Source organism: Gordonia sp. DT30 (genome assembly GCF_049844915.1).
GTDB lineage: Bacteria > Actinomycetota > Actinomycetes > Mycobacteriales > Mycobacteriaceae > Gordonia.
This window is the reverse complement of record NZ_JBNCLY010000003.1, coordinates 43,429-63,359: the sequence shown is the minus strand read 5'-3', so window position 1 is coordinate 63,359 and position 19,931 is coordinate 43,429. Positions and strand designations below refer to the sequence as shown.

General features: G+C 67.7%; 20 protein-coding genes. 15 read left to right on the top strand and 5 right to left on the bottom strand.

Translation table 11 applies throughout. The features are described 5' to 3' along the window. Positions 1–9: 9 nt before the first annotated feature. From ACLQ3C_RS03985 to ACLQ3C_RS03935, 11 genes are all read left to right on the top strand, one after another. Complete coding sequence (locus ACLQ3C_RS03985; RefSeq protein WP_425703650.1) at positions 10–759, top strand: 16S rRNA (uracil(1498)-N(3))-methyltransferase; 750 nt, start codon at positions 10–12, stop codon at positions 757–759. A gap of 11 nt (positions 760–770) precedes the next feature. Then, on the top strand, positions 771–1,541 hold the full coding sequence (locus ACLQ3C_RS03980) for an alpha/beta hydrolase family protein (protein WP_425703648.1): 771 nt from the start codon (positions 771–773) through the stop codon (positions 1,539–1,541). 112 nt (positions 1,542–1,653) lie between these two features. After that, positions 1,654–2,748 carry a PhoH family protein gene (locus ACLQ3C_RS03975; RefSeq protein ID WP_425703646.1) on the top strand — a complete coding sequence of 365 codons (1,095 nt, stop codon included), beginning with the start codon at positions 1,654–1,656 and terminating at the stop codon, positions 2,746–2,748. Continuing rightward, entirely contained in the window at positions 2,745–3,347 is a 603-nt protein-coding gene (gene ybeY / locus ACLQ3C_RS03970; RefSeq protein ID WP_425703644.1) for an rRNA maturation RNase YbeY, read from the top strand. The genes ACLQ3C_RS03975 and ybeY overlap by 4 nt, the downstream gene beginning before the upstream one ends. Beyond that, complete coding sequence (locus tag ACLQ3C_RS03965; protein ID WP_425703642.1) at positions 3,344–4,762, top strand: hemolysin family protein; 1,419 nt, start codon at positions 3,344–3,346, stop codon at positions 4,760–4,762. Before ybeY ends, ACLQ3C_RS03965 begins: the two co-directional genes overlap by 4 nt. Continuing rightward, positions 4,759–5,115, top strand: a complete 357-nt coding sequence (locus tag ACLQ3C_RS03960; RefSeq protein ID WP_425703640.1) for a cytidine deaminase — start codon at positions 4,759–4,761, stop codon at positions 5,113–5,115. Before ACLQ3C_RS03965 ends, ACLQ3C_RS03960 begins: the two co-directional genes overlap by 4 nt. Next, a complete protein-coding gene (gene era / locus ACLQ3C_RS03955; RefSeq protein ID WP_425703639.1) occupies positions 5,112–6,023 on the top strand; it encodes a GTPase Era in 912 nt (303 codons plus the stop codon). Before ACLQ3C_RS03960 ends, era begins: the two co-directional genes overlap by 4 nt. A gap of 20 nt (positions 6,024–6,043) precedes the next feature. Beyond that, positions 6,044–7,543, top strand: coding sequence for a YhgE/Pip domain-containing protein (locus ACLQ3C_RS03950; RefSeq protein ID WP_425703637.1), 1,500 nt, complete (start codon positions 6,044–6,046; stop codon positions 7,541–7,543). 53 nt (positions 7,544–7,596) lie between these two features. After that, entirely contained in the window at positions 7,597–8,388 is a 792-nt protein-coding gene (gene recO, locus ACLQ3C_RS03945; RefSeq protein WP_425703635.1) for a DNA repair protein RecO, read from the top strand. Then, positions 8,369–9,190 carry an isoprenyl transferase gene (locus ACLQ3C_RS03940; protein ID WP_425703634.1) on the top strand — a complete coding sequence of 274 codons (822 nt, stop codon included), beginning with the start codon at positions 8,369–8,371 and terminating at the stop codon, positions 9,188–9,190. Before recO ends, ACLQ3C_RS03940 begins: the two co-directional genes overlap by 20 nt. Beyond that, positions 9,187–9,597, top strand: a complete 411-nt coding sequence (locus tag ACLQ3C_RS03935) for a hypothetical protein (RefSeq protein WP_425703632.1) — start codon at positions 9,187–9,189, stop codon at positions 9,595–9,597. Before ACLQ3C_RS03940 ends, ACLQ3C_RS03935 begins: the two co-directional genes overlap by 4 nt. A 25-nt stretch (positions 9,598–9,622) precedes the next feature. On the opposite strand, the gene ACLQ3C_RS03930 is transcribed toward ACLQ3C_RS03935, so the two are convergent. Together ACLQ3C_RS03930 and ACLQ3C_RS03925 are read right to left on the bottom strand one after the other, a co-directional pair. Next, entirely contained in the window at positions 9,623–10,045 is a 423-nt protein-coding gene (locus ACLQ3C_RS03930; protein WP_425703630.1) for a Fur family transcriptional regulator, read from the bottom strand. Then, on the bottom strand, positions 10,042–10,434 hold the full coding sequence (locus ACLQ3C_RS03925) for an ArsR/SmtB family transcription factor (protein ID WP_425703628.1): 393 nt from the start codon (positions 10,432–10,434) through the stop codon (positions 10,042–10,044). The genes ACLQ3C_RS03930 and ACLQ3C_RS03925 overlap by 4 nt, the downstream gene beginning before the upstream one ends. Before the next feature lie 187 nt (positions 10,435–10,621). On the opposite strand from ACLQ3C_RS03925, the gene ACLQ3C_RS03920 reads away from it, so the two are divergent. The 3 genes from ACLQ3C_RS03920 (at position 10,622) to ACLQ3C_RS03910 (ending at position 13,920) form a co-directional block, all read left to right on the top strand. After that, a complete protein-coding gene (locus ACLQ3C_RS03920; RefSeq protein WP_425703626.1) occupies positions 10,622–12,022 on the top strand; it encodes a glycine--tRNA ligase in 1,401 nt (466 codons plus the stop codon). 118 nt (positions 12,023–12,140) lie between these two features. Then, complete coding sequence (locus ACLQ3C_RS03915; protein ID WP_425703973.1) at positions 12,141–12,620, top strand: cold-shock protein; 480 nt, start codon at positions 12,141–12,143, stop codon at positions 12,618–12,620. Continuing rightward, positions 12,613–13,920, top strand: a complete 1,308-nt coding sequence (locus ACLQ3C_RS03910) for a deoxyguanosinetriphosphate triphosphohydrolase (protein ID WP_425703624.1) — start codon at positions 12,613–12,615, stop codon at positions 13,918–13,920. Before ACLQ3C_RS03915 ends, ACLQ3C_RS03910 begins: the two co-directional genes overlap by 8 nt. 48 nt (positions 13,921–13,968) lie before the next feature. Here ACLQ3C_RS03910 and ACLQ3C_RS03905 read toward each other — a convergent pair whose 3' ends face one another. Beyond that, positions 13,969–16,233 (bottom strand): glycoside hydrolase family 3 C-terminal domain-containing protein, encoded by a 2,265-nt coding sequence (locus ACLQ3C_RS03905; protein ID WP_425703622.1) that lies wholly within the window; start codon positions 16,231–16,233, stop codon positions 13,969–13,971. A 128-nt stretch (positions 16,234–16,361) separates the two neighbouring features. Here ACLQ3C_RS03905 and dnaG point away from each other — a divergent pair, with 128 nt between their 5' ends. Beyond that, positions 16,362–18,275 (top strand): DNA primase, encoded by a 1,914-nt coding sequence (gene dnaG / locus ACLQ3C_RS03900; RefSeq protein ID WP_425703620.1) that lies wholly within the window; start codon positions 16,362–16,364, stop codon positions 18,273–18,275. Positions 18,276–18,580: 305 nt separating this feature from the next. Here dnaG and ACLQ3C_RS03895 read toward each other — a convergent pair whose 3' ends face one another. Both ACLQ3C_RS03895 and ACLQ3C_RS03890 read right to left on the bottom strand, forming a co-directional pair. Further along, positions 18,581–19,165 (bottom strand): AAA family ATPase, encoded by a 585-nt coding sequence (locus ACLQ3C_RS03895; protein WP_425703618.1) that lies wholly within the window; start codon positions 19,163–19,165, stop codon positions 18,581–18,583. Next, complete coding sequence (locus tag ACLQ3C_RS03890; RefSeq protein ID WP_425703616.1) at positions 19,162–19,545, bottom strand: TA system antitoxin ParD family protein; 384 nt, start codon at positions 19,543–19,545, stop codon at positions 19,162–19,164. Before ACLQ3C_RS03890 ends, ACLQ3C_RS03895 begins: the two co-directional genes overlap by 4 nt. Positions 19,546–19,931: the final 386 nt, after the last annotated feature.

Sequence of the window (19,931 nt, the reverse complement as noted above, 5' to 3'; positions counted from 1 at the left end):
TCCGACCACGTGAGTCCGCCGCTGTTCTGGGTCGAGGAGGTACCGCCGGCCGGCGCGTCGATGGTCCTTTCCGGTCGCGAAGGCCGGCATGCGGTGACCGTCGCACGGCTGCGTCCCGGTGAGTCGTTGCTGCTCGGGGACGGTGCCGGGGCCATGGCGTCCTGCGAGGTGAGCGCCGTCGAGGGCAAGGATGCGCTGCGTGTGGTGGCGCACCGTTTCACGTTCACCGATCGGCCCCAACCCATGGTCACGCTCGTGCAGGCACTACCGAAGTCCGAGCGATCCGAGTTGGCCGTCGACCTGGCCACCGAGGCCGGGGTGGATCGCATCGTTCCCTGGCAGTCCGCGCGGTGCGTCGCCCGCTGGGCGGGTAAGGCCGACAAAGGGGTGGCCAAGTGGCGTACCGCGGCATCGGCTGCCGCCAAACAGAGTCGTCGGCCCTGGATTCCGGAGGTGACCGAGCTCGCCACCACGATCGACGTGCGCGCATACGCCGCGGAGACGATGGCCGGTCACGGGGTGGTCGCCGTTCTGCACGAGGAGGGCGCGACGCCGATTCGTGAACTGCCGCTGGCCGAGGCGTCCGCGATCATGCTGGTGGTCGGTCCCGAGGGCGGCCTCGATGACAGCGAGATCGCCGACCTCACCGCACTCGGCGCGCGATCGGTGATCCTCGGACCGGAGGTGCTGCGAACCTCGACGGCCGCGTCGGTGGCGCTGGGCGCCCTGGGGGTCCTCACCGACCGGTGGGCACGGTGAGACGATGCGCGGTGCATCGGACCACGATCGCCTATGGCGAGGCGAACTCGCAGTTCGGGCATCTGTACCACGCCGCGGCCGAGGCCGATCTGCCCGCGACCGTACGGCCGGTCGTGCTCATCCACGGCGGATACTGGACCACCGAATTCTCGTTGACGATCGAATCGGCCATCGCCCGGCAGTACGCGGAACGCGGGGCGCTGGTCTGGAACGTCGAATACCGGCGTATCGGCGAGGACGGCGGCGGCTGGCCGAACACCGGACGTGATGTCATCGCCGCGATCCGGGCGCTCGACGGCGCCGTCCCCAACGCGTGCGACCGTGCGGTCGCCGAGCGTGTGGACTGGAATTCGGTTGCTGTCGTTGGGCATTCGGCCGGAGGCCAACTCGCGGTGTGGGCCACCGCGCAGTTGGATGCCCGGACTGCGAACACCCGGATCACCACCGTCGTCGCGCAGTCGGCCGCACTCGACCTCGAGACTGCGGGCCAGGCCGGGCGGCCGTCGGTGCAGGCACTGATGGGGCGGCCCCATGCGCAGGCGCCCGAACGGTATCGGGCGGCCTCGCCCATCGAACAAGGCCCCTTCGACGCGCACGTCGTGGTGATCCACGGTGACCGGGACGCCGCCATCCCCGTCCAGTCGAGCAGGCATTACGTCGAGGTGGTGGCCGCACGCGGCCAATCCGCCGAACTCATCGTGGTCGGCGACGAGGGCCACGACGCCTTCGTCGACCCGCGCAGCGTGTGCAACCGGCAGACGATCCGGGCACTGGGCCTGTAGCCCGGTCGGGCCGGAACGGAATATTCGCTCGCGGATCGGCTGTTGGGCAGGGATACACTTGAGCGCATATCGCCACCCGGCGCCCCCTCGAACTCCAGGAGTGATCTGATACGTGAGTGACGACAACCCCGACGTGAGCGCGCCGACGCGCGGCACCGCAGGGGGCGGACCTGTGGTCACCTCCAACATCGATGTCCCTCCCGAGGTGGTGTTCGGCCTGCTCGGCACCAGCGACGTCAATCTGCGCACACTCGAACAGCTGCTGCCCGCCGACATCCACGTCCGCGGAAACCAGGTGACCCTGCGCGGCGCCGGCGCCGAGGTCGCGGCCTCCGAGCGGGTCCTCGGCGAACTGGTCGACCTCGTCGGCCGCGGCACCCCGTTGACCCCCGATCTGGTGCGCCACAGCGTCTCCATGCTGTCGGCGGGATCATCGGAGTCGCCCGCGGACGTGCTGTCGCTGGACATCCTGTCGCGACGCGGCAAGACCATCCGCCCCAAGACGCTGAACCAGAAGCGCTACGTCGACGCCATCGACAACAACACCATCGTCTTCGGGCTCGGCCCCGCAGGCACCGGCAAGACATACCTGGCGATGGCCAAGGCCGTCCAGGCACTGCAGTCCAAGAGCGTGAACCGGATCATCCTCACCCGCCCGGCCGTGGAGGCCGGTGAACGTCTCGGCTTCCTGCCCGGCACGCTGAGCGAGAAGATCGACCCCTATCTGCGTCCCCTTTATGACGCGCTGCACGACATGATGGACCCGGACTCGATCCCCAAGCTCATGGCCGCCGGGGTGATCGAGGTCGCGCCACTGGCATATATGCGGGGCCGGACGCTCAATGACGCCTTCATCATCCTCGACGAGGCGCAGAACACCACCGGCGAGCAGATGAAGATGTTCCTGACACGCTTGGGATTCGGTTCCAAGGTCGTCGTCACCGGCGACACCACGCAGGTCGACCTACCGGGCGGTGCGCGGAGTGGACTGATGACCGCGACACACATCCTCGAGGGTATAGACGACATCCACTTCTCGACCCTGACGAGTCAGGACGTGGTGCGCCATCGGCTCGTCGCCGACATCGTCGACGCGTATGGCCGGGCCGAGGAAGCCGCCCGGGCCAACCCGCGGCTGCGAGACTCCGATCGCCTCGGCGGCAATCGTGCGGCCCGGCGCGCCGCGAGTCAGGGCCGGCATTCATGAGCATCGAGTTCGCCAACGAGTCCGGCGTCGAGGTGCCCGCCGAATTGGTCCTCGCCGCATCACGATTCGCAATCGATGCGATGGACGTGCACCCCGGCGCGGAATTGTCGGTGCTGTGTGTCGACGAGTCCACGATGGCCGACATGCACATGCAGTGGATGGACCTGCCCGGGCCCACCGACGTGATGAGCTTCCCGATGGACGAACTCGTACCCGGCGGGCGTCCCGACGCCGCGGAACCGGGCCCGGCCATCCTCGGCGACATCGTGTTGTGCCCGGAGTTCGCCGCCCGGCAGGCGCGTGAGACCCGTCGGTCCGTCGAGCATGAACTCGCGATGCTCACCATCCACGGCGTCCTGCACCTGCTCGGCTACGACCACGCCGAACCCGACGAGGAGAAGGAGATGTTCGGCCTGCAGAACCGTCTCCTCGAGGAGTTCTACGCGCAGCGCCACCGCGAGGCGCAGCAGCAGCGACAGTCCGACCGTGACACGCGGCTGCTGACGAACATCGGGTTCACCGATGGGGCCTTCCCGGACCCGCCGGGGGGTGACGAGAGCCCCGCGCCGCAACGGCGCACGGGTTCGCCGGATCAGTGACCGCAGGTACCTACGTCTGGTTTGCCATCTCGGCGCTCGTCCTCGTCGCCGCGAGCGGGGTGTTTGCGGCGGTGGACACCGCGGTCTCGACCGTATCGATCGCGCGGGTCGAGGACATGGTCAAAGAACGCCGCCCGGGTGCGCTGCGGCTGATGCGCATCCTCGCCGCCCGCGCCACCTACGTCGGCCTGGCGGTACTGCTGCGCGTGGTGTGCGAAACCTCGGCGGTATCGCTGATCGCGGTGGTCGCCGTCGACCGGTTGGGCCTAGGGTGGGGCCTGGTCGTCACCATCGCGGGGATGGCGGTCGTGTCGTATGTGGCGGCGGGGGTCGGGCCCCGCACGCTCGGTCGTCAGCACGCGTACTCCATTGCCCTGGCGTCGGCGGCGGCCCTGCAGATCCTCGGGGTCCTGCTCACACCGTTGACGCGCCTGCTGATCCTGATCGGCAACGCACTGACGCCGGGCAAGGGGTTCCGCAACGGCCCCTTTGCCACCGAGGTCGAGTTGCGTGAGGTGGTCGACCTCGCCGAGGCCAGCGGCGTCGTCGCCGCCGACGAACGCCGCATGATCCAGTCGGTGTTCGAACTCGGCGACACCAATGCCCGCGAGGTGATGGTGCCCCGACCGGAGATGATCTGGATCGAGCAGGACAAGAGCGCCGCGCAGGCGACGAGTCTTGCCGTGCGCAGTGGTCATTCGCGGATCCCGGTGATCGGAGAGAACCCGGACGACATCCTCGGCGTGGTCTATCTCAAGGATCTCGTGGAGCGCTCGACGCGTGGCGAGGACGCCCGCACGGTCACCGTGTCCGCGGTGATGCGGCCGGCCGAGTTCATCCCCGACTCCAAACCGCTCGACCGGGTCCTCGAGGACATGCGGCGCAACCACAACCACATGGCGCTGCTTGTCGACGAATATGGCGGGATCGCCGGACTTGTCACCATCGAGGACGTGCTCGAGGAGATCGTCGGCGAGATCGCCGACGAGTACGACACCGGTGAGGTGGCTCCGGTGGAGGATCTCGGCGACGGCAGCTACCGGGTGTCGGCACGACTTCCGGTGGACGATCTCGGTGAACTGTTCGACATCGACCTCGCTGACGACGAGGTCGAGACGGTCGGCGGTCTGGTCGGTCTCGAACTCGGCCGTGTACCGCTGCCCGGCGCCCGGGTGATGAGCCATGGGTTGCAGTTGCATGCCGAGGGCGGACCCAATCGGCAAGGACGCCAACGCATCACCACGGTCCGCGTCGAGCGTGTCGAGGAACCCGCATCCGGCGAAGGGTCCGGCGCCCGCGACGAGCGGCGGGAGACATCTGGCGCACGGCGCAATGGTTCACGGGGGGCCGAGCGCACGCACCGCACCGGCGAATACGCTGAGCGCACCAACACCCAGCACAAGGAGGCCATGTGAGCGAGCTCGGCGACGAGGACCAGAAACTGGTGGTACTCGCCCGCGGCGCGCGTGGCCGGGCACAGTCGCCGACGGGCGCCGCGGTACGCGACGGCGACGGCCGTACCTACGCAGGCGCCGACGTCGCCACGACGACGCTGACGCTGTCGGCCCTCCAGGTCGCGCTGGCCACTGCATTGTCCAGCGGGGCAAACACTTTCGAGGCGGCGGTGATCGTCGGCGGTGCGGTCGACGACCCTGGTCGGGCGACGCTGGCCGAGATCGGCCCCGACGCGGTGCTCGTGCTCACCGATACCGGCGGTTCAGTACTCACACGGCTACGCGCCGCCGACGCATCGGACGTCCGGCAATGACCGAATTCCGTTCCGGCTTCGTCTGTTTCGTCGGCCGGCCGAACACCGGGAAGTCCACCCTGACCAATGCGCTGGTGGGCGAGAAGATCGCGATCACCTCCAACCGGCCGCAGACCACCCGCCACACCATCCGCGGCATCGTGAACCGGCCCGACGCCCAACTGATCTTGGTCGACACCCCTGGGCTGCACCGGCCGCGCACCCTGCTCGGGCAGCGGCTCAACGACCTCGTCCGCGACACCTACACCGAGGTCGACGTGATCGGCGTGTGCGTGCCCGCCGACGAGCGGATCGGACCCGGCGACCGGTGGATCGTCTCCCAGGTGCGTCAGATGGCACCGGGTACCACCGTGCTCGGGGTCGTCACCAAGATCGATCGGGTCGGTCCAGAGCAGGTTGCCGCACAGTTGCTCGCACTCTCGCAGCTCCTCGGACCCGACAGCGAGGTGGTGCCGGTGTCGGCGACCGCCGGCGAGCAGGTCGACGTGCTGACCGAGGTGCTGGTGTCGTTGATGGAACCCGGCCCGGCGTTCTACCCGGACGGTGAACTCACCGACGAACCCGAGCAGGTTCTCATGGCCGAGTTCATCCGGGAGGCCGCCCTCGAGGGTGTGCACGACGAGTTGCCGCATTCGCTCGCCGTGGTGATCGAGGAGATCATCCCGCGATCCGACCGCGGGCCCGATCAGCCGCCGATGGTCGACGTGCATGCGATCCTCTACGTCGAGCGCGACAGCCAGAAAGGCATCATCATCGGTCACAAGGGCGCCCGACTCAAGGCGGTGGGCACCACCGCGCGGCAGCAGATCGAGGCACTGCTCGGCGTCAAGGTGTACCTCGATCTGCACGTGAAGGTGGCCAAGGACTGGCAGCGCGATCCGAAACAATTGCGGCGCATGGGCTTCTAGCGCTCGACCGGAGGGTATCGATGGGCAGGCACGAGGAACCGGGGACCGAGCGCAACGGCGACGAACTCGCCGATTCGGGCGCGCATGAACAACCCGAGAGCGATGCGGCCATCACGGCCACGATCTCGGAAGTACTGGGTTCGCCCCGGTTCTGGCTGCTGCCCCTGCTGCTCGTGCTCGTCGTCATGTCCCTGATGGCCACTCTGTACATGGGTGCCATCTCCGACCCGGAGAAGGACCTCCACAACTTCCCGATCGCGCTCGTCGACGAGGACAGCGGCGGCACACTCGACAACGGCAACGGCACCTCCACGCATGTCGACTACGGCAGGCAGGTCGCCGACGGCATCGTGGCCAATGCGGGCAAGAACGGCATCGCCATCCACCGCACCGACCGGGTGACGGCGCTCAACGAACTCAACTCGGCCAAGGTCTACGGCGTCGTCTCCCTGGGGGCGAACTTCTCCGCTTCGGTTCTCGCGCTGGGGAAGGCGACGGTGCTGCAAGCACGTCCGGAACCGGTCACCGTCACCGTGTACATCAACCGCGGTTCGGGGACGTTCGCCTCCGCGATCACCACCACCTTCGCCGACCGGGTCTCCGACCAGGTGAACCAGCAGATGGGTAAGCAGCTCACCGATACGGTTCAGGCGCAGCTGGCCAAGGCGAACGTGCCGTTCTCCGGCGCCGCTCAGCTCGCGCTGTGGCAGCCGGTGAAGGTCGACGTCGTCGAGGCCGTGCCCTTGCCCGACGGGTCCGGAAACGGTTTGTCCGCCTTCTACTTCACGCTGCTGCTGATCCTCGCCGGCTTCACCGGCGCGATGATGGTCAGCATCGTCGTCGACGGCATCCTGGGGCAGACCCCGATCGAGTTCGGGCCGTTCTATCAGCTCCGGGTACGCCTGGCGATCTCGCGGTGGGGCACGCTGGCTGCCAAATGGACGATCATGGGCCTGGTCGCGATGGTCCAGTCGGCGTTGTTCGTCGGGGTGTGTACGGCGGTGGGGACGTCCCTGCCCAATGCCTTCACGCTGTGGGCGTTCTCGGTGCTGGTGATCTTTGCGGTCGGGGTGTCGGCGAGTTCGATGATGGCGGTATTCGGCAACGTGGGGCTGATCCTCAACCTCGTCTTCTTCGTCATCCTGGGGTTGCCGTCATCGGGTGGGACGGTGCCGCTGGAGGCGAGTCCGCGGTTGTTCACCTGGGTCGCGGCGGTGGAGCCGATGCATCTGGTCTATCTGGGGGTGCGCGCCATCCTGTACTTCGACGCCGACTGGGATGCCGGGCTGGGGCGGTCGATCATCCAGACCATCATCGGTCTGGCGATCGGCGCGCTGCTGGGCTGGGCGGGCACCGTTTTCTACGACCGCAAGGGCTGGCATCGCTATCCGGGCGGGATGCGGCTACCACCACGGCTCGCCGCGGCCCTGGACCGGACCGGGACGCCGACCATCACCACCCCGTCACCGCATCACTCGCCCGTCGCCGGGTCGTCGGCGCGCTCGACGGACGATTCGTGACGTCTCGGGTGTCACCGTCGATGTCTGTCGCCCGACGATGACAGAATGACCTGGTGAGGTTCTACCGGGACGAGGCCGTCGTGCTGCGTCAGCACAAACTCGGCGAGGCCGACCGGATCATCACGCTGCTCACCGCCGAGCACGGATTGGTGCGCGCGGTCGCCAAGGGAGTGCGCCGCACCCGATCCAAGTTCGGGGCGCGACTCGAACCGTTCGCGCACGTCGACGTCCACCTCTACCCGGGACGCAACCTCGACGTCATCACGCAGGTGCACAGCCTGCATGCCTTCGCCGACGCCATCGTCGCCGACTACGGCCGATACACCACCGCGTGCGCGGTTCTCGAGACCGCCGAACGGCTCGCCGGCGAGGAACGCGCACCCGCCACCCAACTGCAGCGGCTGACCGTAGGAGCTCTCGAGGCACTGGCCGGCGACCGTCGTCCCCGGCAACTGATCCTCGACGCCTTCCTGCTGCGCGCCATGCACTGCGCCGGATGGATGCCGGCACTGGAACTGTGCGCCCGCTGCGCTCAGCCCGGCCCGCACCGGGCGTTCCACGTCGCGGCCGGGGGCGCGGTGTGCCTGCACTGTCGTCCGCCGGGGGCCGCGACCCCGTCGCCCGGGGTCCTCGACCTCATGGACGCGCTGTTCCGCGGGCAGTGGGAGCACACCGTGGACGTCTCCGACTCATTGCGGCGCCAGGCCAGCGGACTGACCGCCGCGCACTTGCAGTGGCATCTGGAACGGCAGCTGCGCACCCTGCCGCTCATCGAGCGCGCCGCTCCCCATAGGCTGGGCCAGACGGGTGTGAGAGGAGTCGATGATGGCGCTGCGGCCGGGTAACTCCGCCAAAAAGCAGTCCGCGCCCGGTCGGCGCACGCCGGTTCGGCCGCCCGATCCGCATCCCAGCGGCGCCACCCCGCCGGCCTTGCCCGCCGAGTTCGTACCCAGGCACGTCGCGCTCGTGATGGACGGGAACGGGCGCTGGGCCACCGATCGCGGCTTGTCGCGCACCGAGGGACACAAACGTGGCGAGGCAGTCCTGATGGACACGGTCTGCGGATGCATCGACATCGGCGTGACCTGGCTGTCTGCGTATGCCTTCTCCACCGAGAACTGGTCACGCAGCCCCGACGAGGTCCGCTTCCTCATGGGCTTCAACCGCGACGTGATCCGGCGCAGACGCGACGAGATGCACGAGATGGGTGTCCGGGTGCGCTGGGCCGGACGCCGCCCCCGGCTGTGGCGCAGCGTCATCAAAGAGCTCGAGATCGCCGAGGAACTCACCAAGGACAACGACGTGATGACGCTGACCATGTGTGTCAATTACGGGGGTCGTGCCGAGATCGCAGATGCGGCAAAGGAAATCGCTCGCCGCGCCGCTGCCGGCGAGATCGACCCGGAGCGCATCACCGAGTCGAGTTTCGCCCGGTACCTCGACGAGCCGGAGATGCCTGACGTCGACCTGTTCTTGCGTCCGTCCGGCGAGCAACGGATCTCGAACTTTCTGTTGTGGCAGTCGGCCTATGCCGAGATGGTGTTCCAGGAGAAGCTCTTTCCGGACTTCGATCGCCGCGACCTGTGGGCGGCGTGTGTCGAGTACGCCTCACGCGATCGCCGATTCGGCGGGGTCAAACCCCGGTGAGCTCCGCGGGCGCGAATGCGAATTCGATTGCGCGGGTGCGGCAATTGCTGGCCGAGGTGGGTGACGTCGTCGAGGCGGACGCTGACTCGGTCGTCGTGCGGGTCGGTCGTACCCGTGCCTCGATCCGCGCAGTCGAACTCGCCGAGGAACTCGAGGTCCTCAGCGTCACCCAGCTGATCGCGCTGAACCTGCCGAACACCCCGCAATTGCGCGACGACGTCGAAACACAGGGCGCCAAGCTGAGTTTCGGGAGCCTGCGCCGAAGCGACCCCGACGGGGTGACCACCGATGTGCTGCTCTACTACACGTTTCCGCTCGGCGGACTCGAGGACGTCGGGCTGCTGACGGTATTGCACCTGGTGTTGGTGACCGGTGCCGATGTGGCCGGCGTTCTGGTGGGCGGCTGAGGTTCGCGTCAGCGGCGGACGGCGCTCACCGACCGGCCCGGCATCGCGCGCACCGGCCGAACACCTCGACGGTGTGGTGGATGTCGGTGAAGCCGTGTTCGTCGCCGAGCGCGCTCGCCCACCGCTCGACCGGGTCGGCCTGCACCTCGACGGTCGTGCCGCAGTCGCGGCACACGAGATGGTGATGATGCCCCGACGAACAGTGCCGGTAGCGCGTCTCCCCGGACCCGTCCCACAGGGCGTCGATCTGGCCGGACCGGGACAAAGCCTGCAGGTTCCGATAGACAGTGGTCAGTCCGATCGACTCGCCGCGCGCCTTGAGTTGCTCGTGGAGTTCCTGCGCGGACCGGAAATCGTCGCTCGCGGCGAGTTCATCGGCGATCGCGGCACGCTGCCGCGTGGCGCGCACCCCGGTGACCGGACGCTGCGCCTCGGTGCTCTTGCTCATGAGGCCACCTCGGTCTGCGGGCCCGACGCAGCAGTGCCGGTCGAACGCGCGCCGCGCGACTCGTTCGCGTGGACGAGTGCGTCGGTCACGATGTGTGCAAGGTGATCGTCGATGAGCTCGTACATGATCTCGCGGCCGTTGCGGTGTCCCCGAACCACCCCGGCGTCCTTGAGGACCCGCAGATGCTGGCTGACCAGCGGTTGACTCAGCGCGAGGTCGCCGACCAACTCGTGTACGCATTTCGCGCTCTCCTGCAGTGACAGGACGATCGCGATCCGGGTGGGTGCGGCGAGAGCACGCAGCAGATCGCTGGCCGCTTCGCGCGCCTGGGCATCCGCGCGCGCAGTGGCGGCGTCGCAAGGTCGGCGGTTGGACTCCATGCCGACCATCTTATGGGAATTCGTTGTCATTTGGTGCGTGCGATCTGCCACGCCGCCGGCCGAACGTCTCCGCGGTGGGCGATTCTCGGCCCCATCGGGCGAGAGGATTCTTGGCCCCATCCGGCGGCGGCTACCCTGTAAGGGTTGCCGGTCACCCCTGGTGTCCGGCGCAGTCACCCGTCCCAACGTCTGTGGAGTGCGATTCACCGTGGCCGCCGCCCCGTCCAAAGTCGAAGCCGTCGTCAACCTCGCCAAGCGGCGCGGTCTTGTCTACCCGAGTGGTGAGATCTACGGCGGGACCCGCTCGGCGTGGGACTACGGCCCGTTGGGTGTCGAGCTCAAGGAGAACATCAAGCGGCAGTGGTGGCGTGCGATGGTCACCTCGCGCGATGACGTCGTCGGCCTCGACTCCTCGGTGATCCTGCCCCGGCGGGTGTGGGAGGCCTCCGGCCACGTCGAGGTGTTCACCGATCCGCTCGTGGAGTCGCTCTACACCCACAAGCGCTACCGCGCCGATCATCTGATCGAGAACTACGAGATCAAACACGGACACCCGCCGGAGAACGGGCTGGCCGACATCAACGACCCCGACACCGGCCAGCCCGGAAAGTGGACCGAGCCAAAGGCATTCAGCGGTCTGATGAAGACCTACCTCGGCCCGGTGGACGACGAGGAGGGGCTGCACTACCTACGCCCGGAGACCGCGCAGGGCATCTTCGTGAACTTCAAGAACGTGATGACGACGTCGCGTAAGAAGCCGCCGTTCGGTATCGCCCAGATCGGCAAGAGCTTCCGTAACGAGATCACCCCGGGCAACTTCATCTTCCGGACCCGCGAGTTCGAGCAGATGGAGATGGAATTCTTCGTCAAACCGGGTGACGACGAGACGTGGCACCAATACTGGATCGACCGACGATTCGACTGGTACGTCGACCTCGGCATCGATCCCGAGAACCTCCGGCTCTACGAGCACGCGGCGGAGAAGCTCTCGCACTACTCCAAGCGCACCGTCGACGTGGAGTACAAGTTCGGCTTCTCCGGCAACCCGTGGGGTGAGCTCGAGGGTGTGGCCAACCGCACCGACTTCGATCTGTCGACGCATTCCAGGCATTCCGGCGAGGACCTGTCGTTCTTCGATCAGGCGTCCGGGGAGCGCTACACCCCCTACGTCATCGAGCCCGCAGCCGGACTCACCCGATCGGTGATGGCCTTCCTGTGTGACGCGCTCACCGAAGAAGAGGTCCCGAATGCCAAGGGCGGCACCGATTCCCGCACGGTGTTGCGGCTGGATCGGCGACTGGCCCCGGTCAAGGTGGCGGTGCTGCCGCTCTCACGCAACGAGAAGCTCTCACCGAAGGCCAAGGACCTCGCCGCGGAGTTGCGCAAGAGCTGGAACGTGGAGTTCGACGACGCGCAGGGCATCGGCAAGCGCTACCGCCGGCAGGACGAAATCGGCACCCCGTTCTGCGTCACCGTCGACTTCGACACCCTCGATGATCAGGCCGTGACCATCCGGGAACGCGATTCCATGAGCCAGGAGCGCGTCGCCCTCGACCGGGTGGCCGAGTATCTGGGAGGCAAACTGCTCGGCGCGTGAGGTGGTGGCCGGAGATTTCGATTCGGCCTGACCTGCGGTTGTCTGTCACAATTGGGATCACATCGCACGGTCCGGGCAAGGGGCCCACCGGCGCGATCAGCAGAGAGTGAGTGGAATCGTGGCAGTCAACGGCAAGGTCGTCCATTACGACGCGAATCGGGGATTCGGGTTCTTGGCCCCGGAATCTGGTGGGGCAGATGTGTTCTTGCACATCAATGACATCGATATCGACGAGAACGAGCTGAAGCCGGGCGCCCGGGTCTCCTTCGACGTCGAGGAGACCGACCGCGGTTCCAAGGCGACCAATGTCGCGGTGACCGGCGCCGCACCGGCCGACGAATCCGGCGGTGGCCGCCCGTCGCGCCGCGACGAGCACCGCCGCGACGACCATCACGGCCGCTCGCATGACCGGGATCGGGACCGGGACCGTCCGCGGCGTCCGCGCCAAGGTGGCGGCTCGCTGGACGCGGCCGCATTCACCGAGGAGGTGACGGAGCTTCTGCTCGACTCCTCCGACGAACTCACCGCCGCGCAGATCGTCGCGATCCGTAGCCGTATCACCGAATTCGCCGTCGCCCGGGGCTGGGTGCTTGACTAGCAGTCCCGACACCGGTCGGTCGGGGATTCCGCCGACCGCGTTCTACGGCGACGAGGCCACCGAGCGGGTGGTGCCCGAGGGCGCCAAGATCGCCAGTCTGCCGGGCACCCGGACCGATCACCGCAGCGAGTATGCGCGTGATCGTGCCCGGGTGCTGCATTCGGCCGCGCTGCGCCGGCTCGCCGACAAGACGCAGGTGGTCGGCCCCCGGGAGGGTGACATCCCGCGTACCCGATTGACTCATTCGCTCGAGGTCGGCCAGATCGGTCGCGGTATCGCGATCGGCCTGGGCTGCGAACCCGATCTGGTGGAGCTCGCCGGCCTGGCCCACGACATCGGGCATCCGCCCTACGGGCACAACGGTGAGCATGCTCTCAACGAACTGGCCTCCGACATCGGAGGTTTCGAGGGCAACGCGCAGAATCTGCGAATCCTGACGCGGCTGGAGCCGAAGCTGCTCGACGCCGCGGGCCGCAGCGCCGGGCTCAACCTGACCCGGGCCTCGCTCGATGCCACCCTGAAATACCCGTGGACGCGCCGCCCGCCGAAGGTGAAGTTCGGTGCGTACGCCGATGACGCCGCCGCGCTGAACTGGGTGCGCCGGGGTGCTCCCGGTGACCGGCAGTGTATCGAGGCGCAGGTGATGGACTGGTCCGACGACGTCGCCTACTCGGTTCACGATCTCGAGGACGGCGTCATCGCCAATCGGATCGACCTGCGGTCTCTCGCCGACCCCGACGATCAGCGTACGCTCGCCGACATCGGCATCAAGGAGTTCCCGGACCTCGAGCCGGAGCCGCTCATCGATGCGGCCCAACGGCTTTCGCGCATGGAGATCGTGCGGGCGATCGGCGTGTTCGACGGTAGTCTGGATGCTTCGGTCAAACTGAAACGACTCACCAGCGAACTCATCGGCCGATTCGCGTCGGCGGCCATCACCGGTACCCGCGCGGTGGTGGGGGGCCGGTCGCTGTCGCGTTACGACGCCGACCTGTTGGTGCCGCCACTGATCGCCGCCGAGGTGGCGATCCTGAAAACGCTTGCGCTGCGGTTCATCTTCTCCGACGTCCGGCACAAAGCCCATCAAGCCCGCCAGCGCGAGCGGATTCACCGGGTGGGTGACTGGCTCATCGCCGCGGCGCCGGGCGGCCTCGATCCGGTTTTCGTGCCCAGTTGGCAACAGGCCACCGATGATGCGGCCCGCAAGCGGGTGATCGTCGATCAGATCGCCTCGATGACCGAAGGCCGGCTCGAACGTACCGACAAGCACAATTCGGGCGCGCAGGCGCATCTGGGCTGAACCGCCGCCGCCGCCGGCGCTGTGTGGTCAGTGCCGACGTCCCGCAGGTCAGTGCGCGGCGTTGGCCCGATCCAGGATGCCCTGCAGGGATTCTCGCGACAGTGCGCCGGCGGAGAAGTCGACGATGCGGCCCACCGGAACCGAGCCCATCATCGCCGCGATGTCGATGCCAGAATCGGGACCGGAATCGGATCCGCCCGTCAGCCCGGCGATGATCGGCGCCATCCCCTCGGCGGCGACGGGGTCGGCGAGCACCTCGGCGATGCTCGAGTCCTCGGTGAGTGGCAGGGTCGGCTCGTTGCCGACGATGTCGACCTCGACGGTGCCACGCAGGTCTCGACTCGAGGCACCCACCGACACCGCATAACATCCGGACGAGACGACGAAAGCGTGTGTCCGCAGATCCCAGCAGGCCAGATCGTCGGCGGAGATGGTGAGATCCGCGCGGCGCGACTGCCCAGGATCGAGGTCGACGTCGGTGAACGCCTTGAGTTCCCGGACCGGGCCGGTCGCGACGGATTTGGCCTCGCGCCGCTTGGTGGGGCCCGCGTAGACCTGTATCACCTCGCGACCGGCCCGCTCGCCGGTGTTGGCGACCGTCACCGCGATGTCGATGCCGCCGTCGTCGTTCGCGTGGACATCCAGATCTCGGTACTCGAAAGTCGTGTAGGACAAGCCATGTCCGAATGGGAAGGCGACCGGCAGGTTGCGTGAGTCATACCAGCGGTAGCCGATGAACAGTCCCTCGCCGTAGGTCACATGGCCCGACTCGCCGGGGAAGGACAGGTAGTCGGAGGTGTCCTCGATGCGCAGCGGAATCGTCTCGGCCAGTCGGCCCGAGGGATTCACCTGCCCGAACAGTACGTCGGCGACGGCGGCGCCGACCCCCTGGCCGAGGAGTGCGCCGTCGAGGATCGCCGGAGCGGTCAGCGGTGACAGTGCCAGCACCCCGCCGTGTGCGAGAACGATCACCGTGCGCGGATTGGCGGCAACGACGGCCTCGGCGAGTGCGATCTGGTCGGCGGGCAGGTCGATGTCGTCGCGGTCGAAGCCCTCGGACTCCTGCTGATCGGCGAGGCCGAGGAACAGCACCACCGTCGACGAGTTGCGGGCCAGATCGAGCGCCTCGCCGAGAAGGACCTCGCCCGGATCGGCACCGGTGTCGCCGACCAGGTAGCCGGGCGCGAAGCCCACCGATCCGTCGGCACGCGCACGGATCTCGTCGAGTGGCACGTCCACCCGCGTCGCGTTCACGTGTGACGAGCCGCCACCCTGATAGCGCGGCTGCGTGGCGAGGCGACCGATGACGCCGAGGTCAGTCGACGCCGAGAGCGGCAGCACGTCGTCGTCATTGCGCAGCAACACGATTGCCTGGCCGGCCGCCTCCCGCGCCAGCTGGTGGTGGGCGTCGAGGTCGGGGCTCTCGTCGGTGGCCGGTGCGTGCGAGGTGGCCGTGCGGACGAGTGTGGCGACCCGGTCTGCGGCGGCTGCCAGTGTGCTCGGGTCGAGCCGGCCGTCGGACGCCGCGGCGGCGACCTCGGCGTCGGCGGCGGTGCCCGGGGAGGGCATCGTCAGGTCGAGTCCGGCGGCCACCGACCGAACGCGATCCACCACCGCACCCCAGTCGCTGACGACTGCTCCGTCGAAACCCCAACGCTCGCGCAGGGTCTCGGTGAGCAACTCACGGTGCTGCGCGGTGTGTACACCGTTGATCCGGTTGTAGGAGCACATCACCGTCCACGGCTGCTCACGTGTCACGATCGCACGGAACGCGCGCAGGTACAGCTCGTGCAGGGTGCGCTCGTCGACGTCGGCGCTGACGCGCATCCGGTCGGTCTCCTGGTTGTTGGCCGCGAAGTGCTTCAGCGATGCGCCTACGCCGCGGCTCTGCAAGCCCCGTACCCAGGCTCCGCCGAGCTGGGCGGTCAGGTACGGGTCCTCGGAGAAGAACTCGAAGTTGCGGCCACCGCGTACCGACCTCTTGAGATTGATGCCCGGACCGAGGACCACCGAGACCCTCTGGCCGCGCGCCTCGTCGCCGATGGCGGCACCGACCCGCTGGGCCAGCGCCGGACTCCAGGTCTGGGCCAGTCCGGCGGCCGGCGGGAAGCATGTCGCCGCGACGCTGCCCGAGATGCCCAGGGCATCGGTGCCGCCGGTCTGTTTACGCAGACCGTGGGGGCCGTCGGTGAGCATGATCGGCGACAGGTCGCCGATCGCCTCGGTGGTCCAGAAGTCGCGGCCGCTGGTCAGCCGGGCCTGCTCGTCGGTTGTGAACGGAGTGGGGGTGAACGGGGATGATTCCTGTGCCATGCGGACTCCTGTTCCGTCGTCGCCGGGCGGTGATCCGGCCTGATACCGATCAGCTCGACCGTACCGCTCACCGGGCCGGGGCCGAACCGCGCGAGCCGGACACCATCGTGATCACTACACTGGTCGAAGTGGCAGGCCGAATTCCCGATCGCGACATCACGGCTATCCGTGAACAGACCCGCATCGAGGAGATCATCGGCGATTACGTGGCACTCAAGCAGGCCGGTTCGGACCGGCTCAAGGGCTTGTGTCCCTTTCATGACGAGAAGACCCCGTCGTTTCATGTCCGCCCGCTGCATGGGCATTTTCACTGCTTCGGCTGTGGGGAGGGCGGCGATGTCTACAGCTTCTTGCAGAAGCAGGAGCACGTCGGCTTCGTCGAGGCGGTCGAACAGCTCGCCGACCGGATCGGCTATCAGATCCACTACGAGGGCGGCGGACCGAGCGTGGCACGCGACCGCGGGACCCGTGCCCGCCTCGCCGCTGCCAATGCCGCCGCGCACAAGTTCTACGTCGAACAGTTGCGTTCGCCCGAGGCGCAGATCGCTCGCGACTACCTGACCGAACGCAACTTCGATGCGGCCGCCGCCGCACAGTTCGGCTGCGGATACGCCCCCGCCGGGTGGGACACGATGACCAAACACCTGCTTGCCCAAGGCTTCGAGTTCGCCGAACTCACCGAAGCCGGTCTGTCCAAGGAGGGTCGTAAGGGACCCATCGATCGTTTCCATCGGCGGCTGCTGTGGCCGATCCGCAATCTCGGCGGCGACATCATCGGCTTCGGGGCCCGCAAACTCTTCGACGACGACAACCTCGGCAAGTACATGAACACGCCGGAAACCATGTTGTACAAGAAGTCTCAGGTGCTCTTCGGTCTGGATCTGGCGAAGAAGAGTATCGCCAAAGGTCATCAGGTGGTCATCGTCGAGGGCTATACCGACGTGATGGCGATGCACTTGTCCGGTGTGACCACCGCCGTCGCGGCGTGTGGAACCGCCTTCGGTGAGGATCACCTCGCGCTGGTGCGGCGGCTGATGATGGACGACTCGTACTTCCGTGGCGAGGTGATCTACACCTTCGACGGTGACGATGCCGGAAAAGCGGCGGCGCTCAAGGCTTTCGAAGGTGAGCAGTCGGTTGCCGGTCAGACATTCGTCGCGATCGCGCCCGACGGGATGGACCCGTGTGAACTGCGTCAGGAACGGGGCGACGCCGCGGTCCGCGATCTGATCGCCCGGCGCACCCCGATGTTCGAGTTTGCGATCAAGACCCTCATCGCGACCTACGACCTCGATACCGCCGAGGGGCGTGTGCACGCGCTTCGGGAGGCGGTGCCCGTGGTGGCCCGCATCAAAGACGTTGCATTGCGCGACGAGTACGCGCGCCAACTCGCCGGCTGGGTGGGGTGGGACGAGGTGGCCCAGGTGCTCGCCCGCGTTCGCGAAGAGGGCGCCCGCCATGCCCGGACCTCGGGCCGGGCATCGGCTCCGAGCCGCCAGTTGCGGCGGGATCGTCCGGAGGCCGCCAAGCAGCCCGGTTCTGGCCGGCCACGCCCTGATGATCCACGCCTGTGGGCGCAACGCGAGGCGCTCAAGTCGGCGCTTCAATGTCCGGGCATCGCGGGGACGGTCTTCGATTCGCTGCCGGCCGAATGCTTCACCGAGCCGGCGTATGCGCGGCTACGTCAGGCGATGTCCGACCTCGGTGGCACGTCATCGGGGATGGCGAGTGCTCAGTGGGTCGACGCGGTGAACCACCAGGTCGACGATCCGGTGCTCTCTCCGTTGGTCACCGAGCTGGCGGTGGAACCGATGTCGGTGACCGAGGACAACGTCCCGCGCTACGTCAACAGCGTGTTGGCCCGGTTGCAGGAGGTGTGGGTCGGTGCGCAGATCGCCGACATCAAGTCCCGACTGCGGCGGATGGCGCCCAGCGAGGACCCCGACGGGTACAACGCGGTGTTCGGCGATCTCGTGGCGCTCGAGGCGTATCGGCGCAGCCTCCTCGAGCAGGCCGTCGACCCGAGTGCCGGGGTCGGCTGAATTGCCGGTCCCGTGCTTTCTCAGGCGGCCTCGGGCCTGACTCCCGGCCGCAGTTCGGCCGGATACCGCGGTCGGTGGGGGTCGTCGGCGTTGTACCGACAGCCGCCGGCGTAGGTGTGGACGCCCGAGCATCGGTCGGGAACTGCACGCGGTCGTCCCCAGATGTGTTGCCTGCTCTCTGCCATGATTTGGCTCCCATCACATCGGTGCGATTCCCCAAAGTATGGGGCTGCACCTGGCCGATCGGGCAGTGAGCGCGCACGTATCACTGCCGGTGGCCGTCGTGGCGTGCCTCACCGGGTCTCTCACCCGGGTGCCGACGCCCATGTCGACGTCAGTGGCGCCGGCGTCCAGACGGGCCATCGCGGCGGGGTTTCGGGGGTGCCGTCGACGAATCGCGCCACGACCCGGGTCCGCCGCGCGTGGTTGTCGTAGACGGCGGCCTGATCGCATCGGGGGATCGCCTGTGCGATCAGCGGCCACAGCCGGTGGTAGCGGGTCCGGATCTTGTCCTCGGGGACGCGGTGGCCGCCACTGGTCACGCGTAGTCGGACTCGTTGTACGGCATACTCTTCGGGCACCATCACCACGTGCAGGGTCACCCGGAAGCCGTGGTCGTGCGCCTCGTCGATCAGCTCGAGCTTCGATGGATGGGAAAAGACCGTCTCGGCGATGAAGGATCGGCCGAGTCCGATAAGGGTCGAGCGGGTGCGGGCGGCCACCCGCGCGGCCTCATAGGAATGCTCCTCGGGCTCCGAAGGCCAACGCCGGCGGGCGATTTCGTCGGCATTGACGAACGGTGTGTGGAGCAGGGGCAGGAGGTGATGTTCGACGAGGGTCGTCTTGCCCGCCCCATTGCATCCGACGACCAGGTCGAGGCGCGGACTCACTCCAGGACGACCGTGGTCCCATCGGCCCGGTACTCGACCATGCGTCCGTCGTCGCCGACGGCGACCGAGGAAAACCCTTGCGCTGCACGCTCTGCGACGATATCTGTCATTGCCAGTCGCTCCTCGAGAAGGGCCTCGACCTCGGCATCGAAGACCACCGATTCCTCAGGGGTGAGATCGCCGATCGGCAGGCTACCGGTCAGTGCCGACTCCACACGGCGACGGGCCGCGCTCGTGCGCAGCGAGACCCCGCGGCCCACACGTGCCCAGTGTTCGAGTTGCTGACGTGCCGAACGGTGTTCGCGCGCGCCCTCCGCGCCGGCGGCATCGACGAGTGCAGCCGAGAAGCGGGTCACCTTGTCTGCGGTCCCATCGGCCATGACGGCCTCCTGTCTTGTGCGCCCACCCACCGATACTGCGTGGGCCATCAGTGTGTAGCAGACTGCTACCACACCACCGTAGCAGACTGCTACGGTGGTGATGACGCGCTGGTCGTCGATCTACGTCGCCACGCTGCCGCCCGTGTACGTGCCGACTCCGGCGACCGGTACCCGAACGGGTTGAGCCCGGCCCGCGGTGGTCGGCGGGCCGGGCTCAACACGATGGACAGATCAGTCCTTCTTGCCGGGAAATCCCATGGCGAATCCGATCCCGATGATCACGGAAGCAACCAGTGCGATGACCGGCATCACCCACATTGCGTTCATGGCCGCAACGCTACGCCGGGCGCGCGATCATCGAGTGCTGATCGGCCCAGATCGGGACC